The 14,524-nt window shown below is 62.8% G+C and carries 9 protein-coding genes; 4 read left to right on the forward strand and 5 right to left on the reverse strand.

Features of this window, described 5'->3' with window-relative positions; genetic code table 11:
* Positions 1–61 precede the first annotated feature (61 nt).
* The 5 genes from ACXR0M_RS22745 to ACXR0M_RS22765 all read right to left on the reverse strand — a co-directional run bounded on the left by ACXR0M_RS22745 (position 62) and on the right by ACXR0M_RS22765 (position 6,481).
* Positions 62–1,948, reverse strand: coding sequence for a TonB-dependent receptor domain-containing protein (locus ACXR0M_RS22745; protein WP_458833926.1), 1,887 nt, complete (start codon positions 1,946–1,948; stop codon positions 62–64).
* A gap of 165 nt (positions 1,949–2,113) precedes the next feature.
* On the reverse strand, positions 2,114–4,012 hold the full coding sequence (dxs, locus tag ACXR0M_RS22750) for a 1-deoxy-D-xylulose-5-phosphate synthase (protein ID WP_458833927.1): 1,899 nt from the start codon (positions 4,010–4,012) through the stop codon (positions 2,114–2,116).
* A 91-nt stretch (positions 4,013–4,103) separates the two neighbouring features.
* Entirely contained in the window at positions 4,104–4,991 is an 888-nt protein-coding gene (gene ispA, locus ACXR0M_RS22755; protein ID WP_458833928.1) for a (2E,6E)-farnesyl diphosphate synthase, read from the reverse strand.
* Positions 4,988–5,230 (reverse strand): exodeoxyribonuclease VII small subunit, encoded by a 243-nt coding sequence (locus tag ACXR0M_RS22760; RefSeq protein ID WP_007894317.1) that lies wholly within the window; start codon positions 5,228–5,230, stop codon positions 4,988–4,990. Before ACXR0M_RS22760 ends, ispA begins: the two co-directional genes overlap by 4 nt.
* Before the next feature lie 105 nt (positions 5,231–5,335).
* Positions 5,336–6,481 (reverse strand): Fic family protein, encoded by a 1,146-nt coding sequence (locus ACXR0M_RS22765; protein WP_458833929.1) that lies wholly within the window; start codon positions 6,479–6,481, stop codon positions 5,336–5,338.
* Between the two features lie 279 nt (positions 6,482–6,760).
* Here ACXR0M_RS22765 and ACXR0M_RS22770 point away from each other — a divergent pair, with 279 nt between their 5' ends.
* The 4 genes from ACXR0M_RS22770 to ACXR0M_RS22785 are packed head-to-tail and all read left to right on the forward strand — an operon-like array spanning position 6,761 to position 14,524.
* Positions 6,761–7,552 carry a YfaP family protein gene (locus tag ACXR0M_RS22770; RefSeq protein ID WP_458833930.1) on the forward strand — a complete coding sequence of 264 codons (792 nt, stop codon included), beginning with the start codon at positions 6,761–6,763 and terminating at the stop codon, positions 7,550–7,552.
* Positions 7,553–7,590: 38 nt separating this feature from the next.
* Complete coding sequence (locus ACXR0M_RS22775; protein ID WP_458833931.1) at positions 7,591–9,303, forward strand: DUF2138 domain-containing protein; 1,713 nt, start codon at positions 7,591–7,593, stop codon at positions 9,301–9,303.
* Entirely contained in the window at positions 9,288–9,953 is a 666-nt protein-coding gene (locus ACXR0M_RS22780) for a DUF1175 domain-containing protein (RefSeq protein ID WP_458833932.1), read from the forward strand. Before ACXR0M_RS22775 ends, ACXR0M_RS22780 begins: the two co-directional genes overlap by 16 nt.
* Entirely contained in the window at positions 9,950–14,524 is a 4,575-nt protein-coding gene (locus tag ACXR0M_RS22785; protein WP_458833933.1) for an alpha-2-macroglobulin family protein, read from the forward strand. The genes ACXR0M_RS22780 and ACXR0M_RS22785 overlap by 4 nt, the downstream gene beginning before the upstream one ends.

Genomic DNA, 14,524 nt, shown 5'->3' on the forward strand with positions numbered 1-14,524 from the left:
TTGAGACCGCTGAAGAGCAAGACCAAAAGATCGCAGCCTTCGGCAGCTCCTACAGGGGATCTCAGTGGGTGTCGGGAGTCCAGGTCACTCCGAACATCCACGCCCGACCTTCCTCGCGATAGCCATACTGGCTGCCGTCATAGCTGTACAGCGCACGGCTGTAACCCTTGTCCAGCAGATTATCCAGTTTCAGCTCCAGCTTGACCTCACGGTTCAGCGCCCAGCTGCTGCGCAAGCCGAGCGTGCCGTAGCCGGGCAACGATTGAGTGTTGTTCAAGTCGTCGTAACTGCTGCTGACCAGTTGCCAACTGGCGCCCAGCCCCAATCGGTCAAACTGGCGATCCAGATCCCAACTGGCCGTGCGTCGGGCGCGACGCGCGAGGGTATGTCCGCTGTCGCGATCACGCGGGTCAATAATGGCCACACCGAGGTTGCTCTGCCAGCCGAACAGTTCCTGTTTCAGTGCCGCTTCGAAACCGTTGATCCGCGCCGAAGCAACGTTCTCCGGGCGCGAGTTGCTGCCGAAGATGATCGCGTCTTCCAGATCAGTACGGTAAATCGACGCTTCCAGACGGCTGCTATTGCTCAACTGGCTGCGCCATTGCAGTTCGTAGCTTTTCGAGGTTTCCGGCTTCAGGTCCGGGTTACTGAAGTCCGGGTAGTAGAGGTCGTTGAAGGTTGGTGCGCGGAAGCCTTCGCTGTAGCTCAGCAGCAGATCGTTGTCCGGGTTCAGCGGCAGGGTGAAGGTGCCGCTCCAGGTGTTCTGGCTACCGAACTGCTGATTGTCGTCGTGGCGCAGGCCGAGTTCCGTGGAGAAGCTGTCGGCCTGATAACGGTGCTGGATAAACGCGGCGCGGTTCCAGCGGCTGTCTTCGTTGAACGCGGTGCTGCTGTTGACCCGGTCCTGGTACCAGTCGCCGCCGAGGATCAAGCTGTTGCGCGCATCCAGGGTCAGGTCGTTCTGCCAGTTCACGGAGTCGCGGTAGGTGTTGAACACCGTGCGCTCGTCGCTGAGCTTGTCGAAGGTTTTCTCGCGGTTCTCGCTGTGGCCAAGCTCGACGCGGGTTTTCCAGATGTCGTTGACCCGTGCATCGACATAGCTGCTGAGACTGCTGACGTTGAAGTCGCTATAGGGCTGCTGCTGCACCGACTCGAAGGTGTTCGTGTCGAAGCGGCCGAACGGGTTGTCGAATTCGCTCTTGCCACGGTTATCCAGCAGATTGGCGCCGACTTCGATGTCATCGGTCAGCGCATGGCTGAGGCTCAGACTGATGGATTTGTTGCGGTAGGCATCGTGATCGCCGTCGCTGGGGTAGGACTGGTGAGTACGGTCGAGACCGGCGGTGTCATCGAGGCTGGCGCCGAGGTTGAAGCGGGTTCTGTCATCGCCACCCGACAAGCCGAGGCTGCGCTCCCAGGTCTGATTGCTGCCGAAACCAACGTGCAGGCGTGGCTGCAGGCCTTGCTCGTTGCCGCGTCGGGTGAAGATCTGGATCACCCCGCCAATCGCATCGCTGCCGTAAATCACCGAACGCGATCCGCGCAGTACTTCCACGCGCTCGATCTGATCGATGTTCAGGTGCTGCAGGTTGCTGTCGCCCGAGGTCGAGCTGCCGATGCGTTGCCCATCAACCAGCACCAGACTTTGCGCCGACTGCGTGCCACGAATGTAGATCCCCGGCAGACTGCCGCGCCCACCGGCCTGCGCCACTTGCACGCCGGGCACCCGTTGCAGCAGATCGGTGACGCTATTGGGTTGCAGGCGGTCGATGTCTTCGCGGGTGAACACGGTGTTGGCGGCGCTGCTGTCGTTGCGCGCTTCGATCTGGCGGTTGGCGCTGATCAGCGTGTCCGGCAGCTTCAGCGCGGCGTCGCGTTCGAAGGTGTCGGCGAGGGTGCCGGCAGCGGGAAGTAGAAGGAAGGGCAGGGCGAAGCGCGGGAGGTTCATGAACAGTCCATCGGGAGTTTCAGGTGTACACAAATTTTGGGCGTTCCACAAAACACTGTGGGAGCGGGCTTGCCCGCGAAAGGGCCGGCACATCCAACATTGATGTTGAATTTGCCGACGCCTTCGCGGGCAAGCCCGCTCCCACAGGGATTGTGTGTTTTGCGATTAGCGGTTGAGCAGTTCCAGCCGCTGGCGAATCGACGCCTCGATCCCGGCCTCGTCCAGCCCGCATTCGGCCAGCATCTGCGCCGGCTTGGCGTGCTCGACGTAAACGTCCGGCAGGCCCAGGTGCAACATCGACTTGAGGATGTTCTCCCGCGCCAGGAATTCGCTGACCGCACCGCCGGCGCCGCCCATGATCGCGTTTTCTTCGATGGTCACCAGCAACTCGTGGCTGCCGGCGATCTCGCGCACCAGCTGTTCATCCAGCGGTTTGACGAAGCGCATGTCGACCACCGTTGCATCGAGCTTCTCGGCGACTTTCAGCGCTTCGCTCAGTTGTACGCCGAACACCAGCATGGCGACGTTGCTGCCCTGACGACGGACGATGCCCTTGCCGATCTCGATTGGCTCGAGGTCTTTGTCGATGGTCGCGTTCGGCCCGGTACCGCGCGGGTAACGCACCGCCGCCGGGCCGTTGTACAGGTGGCCGGTGGTGAGCATCTTGCGCAGTTCGTTTTCATCGCTCGGGGTCATGATGACCATGCCCGGGATGCAACGCAGGTACGACAGATCGAAGCTGCCGGCGTGGGTCGGGCCGTCTTCGCCCACCAGGCCGGCGCGGTCGATGGCGAACAGCACGTCGAGGTTCTGCACCGCAACGTCGTGTACCAACTGGTCGTAGCCGCGTTGCAGGAATGTCGAGTAGATCGCCACCACCGGTTTGGCGCCTTCGCAGGCCATGCCGGCAGCGAACGTCACCGCGTGCTGCTCTGCAATCGCCACGTCGAAGTAACGCAGCGGGAAGCGTTCGCTGAACGCCACCAGGTCCGAGCCTTCCTTCATCGCCGGGGTGATCCCGACCAGACGCGGATCAGCCGCAGCCATGTCGCACAGCCATTCGCCAAACACCGCCGAATACTTCGGCCCGCCAGCCTTCTTCGGCGCAGCGGCCGGGGCATCCAGCGGTTCGAGTTTGGTGATCGCGTGGTAACCGATCGGGTCGACTTCCGCCGGAGCGAAACCTTTGCCTTTCTTGGTGACAATGTGCAGGAACTGCGGACCTTTCAGATCGCGCATGTTGCGCAGGGTGGCGATCAGGGTTGGCAGGTCGTGACCATCGATCGGGCCGATGTAGTTCCAGCCCAGCTCTTCGAACAGGGTGCCGGGCACCAGCATGCCCTTGGCGTATTCTTCGGTGCGGCGGGCGATTTCCCAGGCGCCGGGCAGGCGCGACAGGACTTTCTTGCTGCCCTCACGCATGCTCGCGTAAGTGCGGCTGGAAAGGATCTTCGCCAGATAATTCGACAGGCCACCGACGTTGCGCGAGATCGACATGTCGTTGTCGTTGAGGATCACCAGCATGTTGGCATCCACTTCCGGCGCGTGGTTCAGCGCCTCGAACGCCATGCCGGCGGTCAGCGCGCCGTCACCGATCACGGCAATCGCCTTGCGATCGCTGTTTTGCAGACGGGCGGCAATCGCCATGCCCAGTGCTGCACTGATCGAGGTGCTGGAGTGGCCGACGCCGAAGGTGTCGTACTCGCTCTCGGAGCGCCGCGGGAAGGCAGCGACGCCGTCCTTCTGGCGCAGGGTTTCCATGCGCTGGCGACGACCGGTGAGGATCTTGTGCGGATACGCCTGATGACCGACGTCCCACACCAGCCGGTCATCCGGGGTGTCGAAGACGTAATGCAACGCGATGGTCAGCTCGATGACGCCCAGACCGGCACCGAAATGCCCACCGGTCTGGCCGACCGTGTAGAGCAATTCCAGGCGCAACTCATCGGCCAGGGTTTCCAGCTCGGCTTCGCCTAACCGGCGCAGGCCGTCCGGCGTGTTCGCGCGGTCGAGCAGGGGCGTGGTCGGGCGCTTGCGGGGAATCTCATGAAACGTCGTGGGCATCAGGCGAATCGTTATAGGTATAAAAGATGCGGCAGTTTACCTGATGCATCGCCCCCTGCCCACGCGTTGGTCTTTTTTGGCAGGTTGGCGATCAGTTACGCCGCTCGACGATATACCGGGCCAGGTCGCGCAAAGGCTCGGCGGCCGCGTCAAACGGTCGCAGCGCCTGCAGCGCCTGATCGCGCAGTTCCAGGGCGTAGGCCTTGGCCGCGTCCAGCCCGAGCAGGGCCGGGTAGGTCGGCTTGTCGCGAGCGATGTCGGCGCCCTGGCGTTTGCCGAGGGTTTCGGTATCGCTTTCCACGTCGAGGATGTCGTCCTGAACCTGAAAGGCCAGACCAATGGCCTGGGCATAGGTCTGCAGGGCCGCCAGCTGATCCGCCTTGGCACGACCGCTGGCCAGGGCGCCGAGCTTGACGCTGACTTCGATCAGCGCGCCGGTCTTGTGCCGATGCATCTGCTCCAGCGCCTGCTGATCCAGCTTCAGACCGACCGAGCCGAGGTCGATGGCCTGTCCGCCGACCATGCCCGCCGGGCCTGCCGCGTGCGCCAGCGCCGTGACCTGTTGCAGACGGATATCCGCGCTCAGGTCGCTCAGGCGCGGATCGAGCAGGGCGCTGAACGCCAGACTCTGCAAGCCGTCACCGGCCAGAATCGCGCAGGCCTCGTCGAATTTCTTGTGGGTGGTGGGCTGGCCGCGACGCAGATCGTCGTCGTCCATCGCCGGCAAATCGTCGTGCACCAGCGAATAAGCGTGAATCAGCTCGACCGCGCACGCCGCGCCGTTCGCTTGCTCAGCCTTGCCGCCAAGTGCTTCGCATGCCGCGTAGGCCAGCAGGGGACGCACGCGTTTGCCGCCGATCATCACGCTGTAGTGCATCGCCTCATACAGACGCGACAACTCCGGAAGCGGCGCTTTGAAGAGAACTTCCAGCGCCGCATTGACCCGCGCCTGACTGGCCGCCGAATACGCGGCAATCATTCTGGCTGATCCGCGTCGAAGGGTTCCTCGGCGAGTTCGCCGTCGCGCTCCAACAGCACCTGCACTTTCTGCTCGGCCTGGGCCAGCGCTGCCTGGCAGTCACGGGTCAGCCCGATGCCCTGCTCGAAAGCGGTCAGCGAGTCTTCCAGCGACAACTCACCGTTCTCCAGACGCTCGACCAGTGTTTGCAGGTCGGCGAGGGACTGTTCGAAATCCAGTGCAGCTTTTTTGCGGGCCATGGCGGCGATTTCCGGTAGACGTTAAACCGGCGCGACACTAGCAGATAGGGGGTTTATGGGCAAATGAGCGGGGCTTTGACGATCCGTCGCCACGACGCCAGCCGTTCAGTTTGATGAGTTGTCCGGGTAATTGATTTTGTAGCGCGTGCTGCGTCCGCCGCCGGGTAACCGCTGCAGGCAACCCTTTTCCAGCAGCTCTGCCAGATGTCGCGTCGCCGTGGCTTTGGAGACCTTGGCCACCGCCTGATACTGCGCCGCACTGATCCCGTGTTCGAACCCGCGTTCGCCTCCTTCGAGCAGGCGATTGAGCACTTTGCTCTGCTCCACTGAAAGCTCGGACTCACGGTGTGCCTGCCAGAAGCGGGTTTTTCCCAACACGCTTTCGATCCGTGCAATGGCTTGCTGCAGACTGCGTAAAAGCGTCTGCAGAAACCAGGTGAGCCATTGGGTGAGGTCCAGTGTGGCTTTCTGGCTGGCCTCAAGCACTCGGTAATAGCCGCTTCGGTCATCGAGGATGCTGGCGGACATGGCGTAAAACCGGATGGCCTGCGCCTCGCCCTGTGCCAACGCCAGATCGGTGAGGGTACGAGTCAGACGACCGTTGCCGTCATCAAACGGATGCAGCGTGACAAACCAGAAGTGGGCAATGCCGGCCCGTAACAGTGGGTCCAAAGTTGTCTGTTGCCGACTGACCTCGAACCAGGCAAGAAACCTGTCGAGCTGTCGTTCGAGGCCTTGGCGTGGTGGAGCCTCGAAATGCACGGTCGGGCGGTCCAGGCGACCGGAAACCACCTGCATCGGTTCGTCACCGCGAAGCGCGCCGACGTGCATCGACCGTGCGGTGAAGTCACTTTCCTGATCCGGAAACAGCCAGCGGTGCCATTCCAGCAATCGCTCCAGCGTCAGAGGTTCAGCAAAGCGCCGGGTGGCATCGAGCATCAGTTGCGCCAGGCCTTCGCTGCGTTGGCTGACTTTTTCGCCGTCGGGCGATTCCAGCCCGAGGCGTCGCGCCAACGACGAGCGTACTGAGCCGACATTCAACTGCTCGCCCTCAATGGCTGAGGAAGTCACGATGTTTTGCAGCAATGCATCGAGTTCGGTCTGAGCGCTCAGGGAGTTGCCCACGGATCCGGCCATGCCCATCAACTGACCCTGAGCCTGAACACACTCGCGCAACAGCGGCGCCAAGCGATCGGTCTGCCAATTAAAATCAGGCCAGTCGGGTTGTTGCCAGATCCACTGAGTTGTCATCGTTGAATGCCTTTAATGAAAGCGTGAGCCGAATAAAAATGCTATTCGGCTCATTTTGTGAGCCGAATATGACGGCTATTCGGCTCACCGTCCACTTTCAGGCGTGATTTTCACCGCAAATCCAGATGTATCCGATTGTTAAAAAACTGCCGAATCGCTAATCTTCGCGCCTTCTACGACCCGCTGGTCAGGGTCATTCAGACGAAACGCAGTGACCGCCGCTGCGAAGTACCGAGGATCGGGTGCAAGGTTTCGTTCAGGCATGGCAGGAGGCATTACATGCGGTCATTTCTTTTGCTGCTGATCGGCCTGGCGAGCGCGTCTGCGCTGCTGGCGGCGCCGAGCGCGGAGCTGGCCGAACCGTCGGGCGGCTGGCGTTATCACGGCCTGCTCGATCGCAGTGAAAATCCGCAGGTCGCCTATCCGACGCCGCCGATCGATCGTGGTATCCAGCGCAATCGCACGATGATCGAGGGCCAGCTCAAGGCCATCGGCAATCAGCGCGGGCCGCACACCTTGGCGGTCAACGGCAATCCCTTGAATCTGTATACCGACGATGACGGACGATTTGCCCGGCCATATGCGTTCGGCGCCGGCTCCAACAGTGTCGAAGTGCGCAGTGCCGAGGGCCAGTCGCTCAAGCGTGTGCAGTTTTATGAAGCGAACAATCTGCGTACCCCGGCGAAGATTCGCGTGGTGCTCGGCTGGGACGATCCCAAGGCCGAGCTCGACCTGCACATTATTACGCCGGACGGCCAGCATGCGTTTTTCGCCCACACGGCGCTGACCAATGGCGGCGGGCTGGACCCGGATGGCGTCGATGGCCCCGGCCCGGAAATGTTCACCATGACCGCGCCGCTGCATGGCACTTATCTGGTTTACGTCAACTATTGGGGCAACTTCGGCGACGGCGGCTATAACTTCGAGGAGGCCAGCAATCAGAACGAGGTCATCACCTCGCAAATCACGCTGGTGCTCAACGAAAACACGGTCGACGAAAAACGCGAAACATTCATCGTGCCCCTGCGGGCGATCGGTGATCTGCTGCTGGTCAAGACTTTCAACTATTAAGCATCCCGCACCACGGATGAATTTCGGGTTTTGTGAATATGAGTGATAACGCTGCTTCTCCGACCGTCCCGACACCTGCCGGCCAACCTTCCCGGCGCTGGCCGGCGCTGCTGATCGGCCTGGCCCTGGTGGCCGGTGTCGCCGGTGGTCTCGGCTGGCTGCTGCACAAGCCCAAGGTGCCGGCAGCGGCCCTGGCCAGTGACAAACTCGGCCTGAGCCGTCCGGACGCGCTGCTGGAAACCCGCTCCCTGAGCCAGTTGCCCAAGGACTTGCTGACGGTGCCGTTCCTCAAGGCCACGCTGACCGAGGATTTCGTCTTCTATTACGAAACCCACGCTGACCGTCTGGGCCTGATCGGCAGCCTGCGGCGGATCATTTACGAGCACGACCTGAAGCTGCAGGACAGCCTGATCGAGCAGCTTTTCGATCAACCGGCCGACGTTGCGCTGTGGCGCGGTGCGGATGGCCGGCTCAAGGATTTCCTGCTGGTGATGGATCGTGGCGGGCTGGCAAAACTGCTCGAACCGCTGGCGAAAGTCGCGCTGGACGATGCGCAGCTCAGCGTGTTCGGCAGCCTCAAGGTTGGCAGCGACGAGGTGCCGCTGTACCAGCTCAGCTACAACGCCAGCAAATCGCTGCTGTTCGCTTCGCGCGGCGACAAACTGGTGGTGCTGTCCAACCCGAACAAGTACTACGACCCGGCCAACGGCGAGTCCGAAGAATCCGGGCATGTCTCGCCGCAAGCGCTGGCGGCGCTGCTCAACGGCGACAAATTGTTCCCCGAGGCCTTTGGGCTGCAGGCCAAGGCGCCGGAGATCAAACAGCGTCTGTCGGTCAATTCCAGCGTGCTCGCCATGGGCTACCAGCGCTTCATCCCGAACTTCGCCGGGCTGCGCTTCGACATGGACGACAAGGGCTGGCACAGCTTCCTCGCCATGGATGAACTGGATAACCAGCCGGACTTCGACTTCAAACCGGTGTGGCAAGCCATGCCGCTGGGCGCCAGTGCCTGTGTGACCTTGCCGGTGGCGGCCGAACCGCAGAAACCGTTGCTGGTGAAACTCGGCGCCGACGAAGCCGTGGCGCAGAAACTCACCGAACACGTCGCCGGTGCCGCAGGCCTGTGCTGGTACGCCGATTCGCGGCTGTACACGCCGTTGCTGGTCGCCAGCCTGAAGGACGAGGACAGCAGCAAGCTTGATGGCGATCTGGGTACCTTGTTCGGCTCAATGGTTGGCGCCTATGAGTCGAATGTCGACGAACACGCGTTCCCGGTGGTCGAAAAGCAGCAAGGCCAGAGCCATGTCTGGCAGCGTCAGGTCAGCTCCAACTTCGGCCCGTACGCGGCCAAGACTGCCGAGAACCCGGACGCCATCAGCGGCCGCGCGTTCATGAAAGTCAGTCTCGCGCGACACGGTTCGACGCTGCTGTTTTCCCTCGACGACAAACTGGTCGACAAGGCCCTCGGCACCCTCGACAAACGCTTCCCGCCGATGGCCGACGTGCTGCCGAAAGATGTGCTGATGCCGATCTACTTCGGCCCGGATTCGATGGCGCAACTGATGCAGCAGGAAACCCTCGACAGCCTGCCGCAGGACATGGAGCCGGTGTTCTACAACGCCGCGCAAACCTACCTGATCCCGAAACTGCGCACCCTCGGCGGTTACGGCAAATACGCCGTGACCCTGCCCGAGGGCAGCGAGCCTGACGGCCACTGGCAGTGGCTGCCGCTGGAATGGAAAGCGCTGTGAGCGCACTGATCCGCTGCCTCGGCCTGTTCGCGCTGTTGCTCAGTGCGGGCGCGCGAGCCATCGAAGCGGTTCCCGAGACAGCGCCGACGCTCGATCCGGTGCAGTCCCAGGTGTTCCGCGCCTGGTTCGTGCGCATCGCTCAGGAGCAGTTGAGCCAAGGGCCGAGCCCGCGCTGGTACCAGCAGGACTGTGCCGGGCTGGTGCGTTTCGCTGCCAATGAAGCGCTGAAAGTCCACGACGACAAGTGGCTGCGCAGCAATGGCCTGTCCAATCGTTACCTGCCGCCGGAGCTGACGCTCAGCGATGCGCAGCGCAAGCTCGCCCAGCAATGGCAGCAGGGCGGCGGCAAGGTCGGGCCGTATGTCAACGCGATCAAACTGATTCAGTTCAACAGCCATCTGGTTGGCCGCGACGTGTCCCAGGCACGCCCCGGCGACCTGATGTTTTTCGATCAGGGCGACGACCAGCACCTGATGATCTGGATGGGCCGCTACATCGCCTATCACACCGGCACGACCACCCCCACTGACAATGGCATGCGTTCGGCAAGCCTGCAGCAACTCATGACATGGAAGGACACCCGATGGATACCCGACGCAGCCAACCCCAACTTCATCGGCGTCTATCGACTGAACTTTCTCTCCCAATGACCGGTGCCCGCATGTTGCGACTCTGCGCTCGAATTCCCCTGCTGCTGGCGCTGTTGCTGCCACTGGCGACCGTCAACGCTGAAGATTCGGTGGAGCCGAGCGGCTACACGCCGGTCTCCGGTGAAAGCTTTTTCCTGCTGGCCGACAGCAGTTTCGCGGCGGACGAGCAGGCGATGGTCCGGCTCGAAGCACCGGGTCGCGATTACCGGCGTTTCCGCATGGAACCCTATGGCGGCGCCGACATCCGCGTGTACCGCATCGACAAGCCGCTGGACTTCCTCAAGCGCCAGAAGAACCTGCACCGCGTGGTCAGCGACGGTCAGTTCAAGGGCGAAGGCCTGTCCAACACCCTCGCGTATCTGTGGGACAACTGGTACCGCAAATCGCGGCGAGTGATGCAGCGCGCGTTCTCCTATGAGTCGCGCAAACAGGTCACCGAGGAAGTGCCGGAACTGAAGATGGGCACCGCCATCGCCGCGCCGACTCCGTATGACGCGCCGCCGCAATTTGCGCTGATCCCGGGTCTGCCGGTGGTCAGCCAGTTCCGCTATCCGCTATGGCAGGCCAAACCGATCCAGCCACCGGCCGGGGTCAATCTGGCCGGCTCTTCCAGCGAGTTCGTCAGCGTCGCACCGGGCAACGTCTACATCCCGTTAGGCAACCTGAAACCGGGGCTGTACCTGGTTGAAGCGCTGATCGGCAAGTACCGCGCGACCACCATGGTCTTCGTCTCCAACACCGTGGCGGTGAGCAAGATTGCCGGTGATGAATTGCTGGTCTGGGCCGCGCGCAAACACGAGGGCAGTTCGGTGCCGAAGGTCAATGTGCTGTGGACCGACGGCCTCGGCGTGATGAGCAGCGGCGCCACCGACGCCGACGGTCTGCTGCGCCTGAAACACGTCAGCCCCGAGCGTTCGTTCGTCATCGGCGAGGACGAAGAGGGCGGGGTGTTCGTCTCCGAGAACTTCTATTACGACAGCGAAATCTACGACACCAAACTGTATGCGTTCACCGACCGGCCGCTGTATCGCCCGGGGGATTGGGTGTCGCTGAAGATCGTCGGTCGCGAATTCAAGAACGCGCGGGATTCGGTGTTGCCAGGCGCGGCGGACGTCACCGTCAGCGTGCTCGACGCCACTGGCACCGAGCTGCAACACCTCGACCTGAAACTTGATTCCAAGGCCGGCACGCAGGGCCGCTTCCAGTTGCCGGACAACGCCGTGGCCGGTGGTTACGAAATCCGTTTCAACTACAAGGATCAGGCTTACAGCAGCGCATTCCGCGTCGCCGAGTACATCAAACCGCACTTCGAGATTTCGCTGAACCTGGCCAAGCAGGATTACCGCACGGGCGAGCCGGTCAAAGGCAGCCTGGTGCTGCTCTACCCGGACGGCAAACCGGTGGCCAACGCCAAGCTGAGCCTGAGCCTGCGTGCCCAGCAACTGTCGATGGTCGACAACGAGCTGCAATACCTCGGGCAATTCCCGGTTGAGCTGACCAGCACCGAACTGACCACTGACAGCAAGGGCAATGCGACCCTCGATCTGCCGGCCGCCGACAAACCGAGCCGCTACATGCTCACCGTGTTTGCCAGCGACGGCGCGGCGTATCGGGTCAAGACCACCAAGGAAATCCTTATCGACCGTGGCGCCGCGAGCTACCGCCTGAGCGCACCGCAACGCTTCAGCGCGGTCAAGGACAAGGTCGCGTTCAGCTACGCCAACGAGAGTGGCAGCGAGCAGAGCAAGGCCATCACCCCGAGCAGCTACAGCTGGGTGCGTCTGGAAGATCAGAGCACCGGCGAAGGCAAGCTCGCGGCGACGGACAAGGGCTTCAGCATCGCCTTCGAGCGTCCGGGAACTTACAACCTGACGCTCAAAGATCAGCACGGTCGCGTCCTCGGCGCCACCGGTCATTCGGTCACCGGCGAAGGCGTCAAAGCCGTGCCGGGCACCGTGGAAATCGTCCTCGACAAGCCTGAGTACAAGGCTGGCGATGAAGCGCTGGCGCTGATCACCTTCCCCGAGCCGGTCAGCGATGCCCTGCTGTCGCTGGAGCGCGACAAGGTTGAAGCCACCGCGCTGCTGGGCAAGGGCGGCGACTGGCTGAAACTGGAAAAACTCAGCGACACCCAATACCGCGCGCGCATCCCGGTGAAGGACAACTTCGCGCCGAACCTGACCTTCTCCGTGCTGTACACCAAGGGTGGTCAGTACAGCTTCCAGAACGCCGGGATCAAGGTTGTCGCGCCGCAAATCGACGTGGCGATCAGCACCGACAAACCGGTGTATCAACCGGGCGATACCGTCACCGTCGACCTGACTACCCAGTTCGCCGGCAAAGCGGTACCGGCGCACCTGACCGTCAGCGTGGTCGATGAAATGGTCTACGCGCTGCAGCCGGAAGTGGCGCCGAGCATCGACCAGTTCTTTTACCACCCACGGCGCAACAACGTGCGCACCAGCGCCAGCCTGTCGTTTATCAGTTATGACGTGGCGCTGCCGGGCAGCCCCGGCGCGCCGGGCAAGGCCAACCGCAGCGAGCGCGGGGTGAAGGTGCTGGAGCGTCCGCGTCGTGAAGACGTCGACACCGCCGCCTGGCAGCCGGAACTGCTCACCGGTACCGACGGCAAGACCCGTTTCACCTTCAAGATGCCGGACTCGCTGACCCGCTGGCGCATCACCGCGCGGGCCATCGCCGATGACGGTCAGGTCGGGCAAAAGAAGCAGTTTGTGCGTTCGGAAAAACCGCTGTACCTGAAGTGGAGCGGGCCGAGCAAATTCCGCAAGGGCGATCAGCCGCAGCTCGGTGTGTTCGCCTTCAGTCAGGCCGAAAAACCGGTGAAAGCCGAATTGGTCACTCACTACGCCGACGCCGAACAACGCCTGCCGGTGACCCTGAACAACGGCATCAACTATGTGCCGCTGCCAGCGTTCGCCCTGGCCTCGGGTGAGTGGACCGCCGAACTGGTGCAGGACGGCAAAACCGCTGATTCCCTCGCGGTACGCCTGAGCGCCACCGGTGAGGGCTGGCAAGTCACGCAAACCCAGAGCCTCGATGTCGCCAGCGGCGACACCCCGTTGAGCCTGCCGGCGGACGCCACCGACATTCGCCTGCGTCTGGATGACAGCCCGCAAGCGCTGTTCCGTTCGGCCCTCGACGACTTGCTGAGCTACCCGTACGGCGGCGTCGAGCAGACCGCCAGCCGCTTGCTGCCGCTGAGCATCGCTTATCCGTCGCTGGCGTCGAGCCCGCAGATCCGCGATCGCCTGCGTTTGATCATGCAGAACAGCCGTCTGCGTCTGGTGCAGATGGCCGGGCCATCGGCGAGCTTCACTTGGTGGGGCTTCGACGGTGAGCCGGATGCGTTCCTCACCGCTTACGCCTACTACGCCGACTGGAACGCCAGTCAGGTGCTGGAGCTGACCTTGCCGCCGGAACACTGGCAGCGTGTGCTGGAGGTCTACGCCAAACAGGCGCCGAACACGCCGCTGCTGCAGCGGGCGCTGATTCTGTCGTTCGCCAAGCATATGCACCTGCCGGTGAACACCTTGCTCAGCGGTCTGATGGACGATCTGGCCAAGGCCGGTGAAGGCAACGCCGAAACCCTGATGGACGGCGGCGAAGACAGTCTGGTGATGAGCGATCCGGATTCGGCGCTCGGTCTGGCGGCGGCGCGGGTCTTGACCGCATCGCTGGCGACTCAGGCGAAAGTCACCTTGCCGGAAGCGTTCAATCGTCAAGTGGGCGCGGCGCAACAGCGGCTGGCGGTCAGTTCACAGCCGTTTGCCGAGGCGCTGAACCTGTCGCTGCAGCCATTCGATCAGGCGCGGGCGACGGCGCTGCTGCAACGTCTGCTGCCACAGCAATCGACCCTTGAACGCGCCCTGGCGCTGAGCTGGTTGCAACGCAGCATCGCCCAGGCCTCGCCGACCATCGCACTGATGCCGGGTGAAGGCTGGAAGAAGAACTACGGCGCCACCGGCGAAATGTTCTGGACCTGGCAGGGCGCGACGCCGGTGCCGAGCGTGCTGTCGGTATCCGGCACGCAGGAGCGTCCGCTGCGCGCGGCGCTGAGCTTCCAGACCCAACAACCGGCGGTCGATCCAATGGCCGTGAGCATTACCCGTCGCCTGTCGCGACTGGTGCCGGGCGACGAAGCGTTCACCTTCAAACTCGAGCCGGTCGGTACCAAGCCGCTGTCCAGCGACAGCCTGTACCTGGACGAAGTGATCCTCACCAGCAAGGCGCCGAAACCGCTGCGCTACGGCATGCTCGAAGTGCCGCTGCCACCGGGCGCCGATGTCGAGCGCACCACCTGGGGCATCAAGTTGCAGGGCAAGGACGGCACCGAGCCGACCGCGCTGGAGAAGGCGCGTTTCGAGCCGGGACAACTGGCCTACGCGGTGCCGGTGGATGCGCTGAGCGGCGAACTGCGCCTGCGGCATCTGGTGCGCTTCTCGCAGAAAGGCCAGTTCAACCTGCCGCCGGTGCGTTTCACTCAAGTCTACGCGCCACAGCATCAGGCCCAGGAAGCGAAAGCCGCCCTCGGTCAGGTCACGGTCAACTGA

The organism is Pseudomonas sp. Eth.TT006, from assembly GCF_054456575.1.

Coding starts and splice junctions, on each gene's coding strand:
- ACXR0M_RS22770 (WP_458833930.1), top strand. CDS start 6,761: ATGCGGTCATTTCTTTTGCTGCTGATCGGCCTGGCGAGCGCGTCTGCG.
- ACXR0M_RS22780 (WP_458833932.1), top strand. CDS start 9,288: ATGGAAAGCGCTGTGAGCGCACTGATCCGCTGCCTCGGCCTGTTCGCG.
- ACXR0M_RS22785 (WP_458833933.1), top strand. CDS start 9,950: ATGACCGGTGCCCGCATGTTGCGACTCTGCGCTCGAATTCCCCTGCTG.
- ACXR0M_RS22765 (WP_458833929.1), bottom strand. CDS start 6,481: ATGACAACTCAGTGGATCTGGCAACAACCCGACTGGCCTGATTTTAAT.
- ACXR0M_RS22760 (WP_007894317.1), bottom strand. CDS start 5,230: ATGGCCCGCAAAAAAGCTGCACTGGATTTCGAACAGTCCCTCGCCGAC.
- ACXR0M_RS22745 (WP_458833926.1), bottom strand. CDS start 1,948: ATGAACCTCCCGCGCTTCGCCCTGCCCTTCCTTCTACTTCCCGCTGCC.
- ACXR0M_RS22775 (WP_458833931.1), top strand. CDS start 7,591: ATGAGTGATAACGCTGCTTCTCCGACCGTCCCGACACCTGCCGGCCAA.
- ispA (WP_458833928.1), bottom strand. CDS start 4,991: ATGATTGCCGCGTATTCGGCGGCCAGTCAGGCGCGGGTCAATGCGGCG.
- dxs (WP_458833927.1), bottom strand. CDS start 4,012: ATGCCCACGACGTTTCATGAGATTCCCCGCAAGCGCCCGACCACGCCC.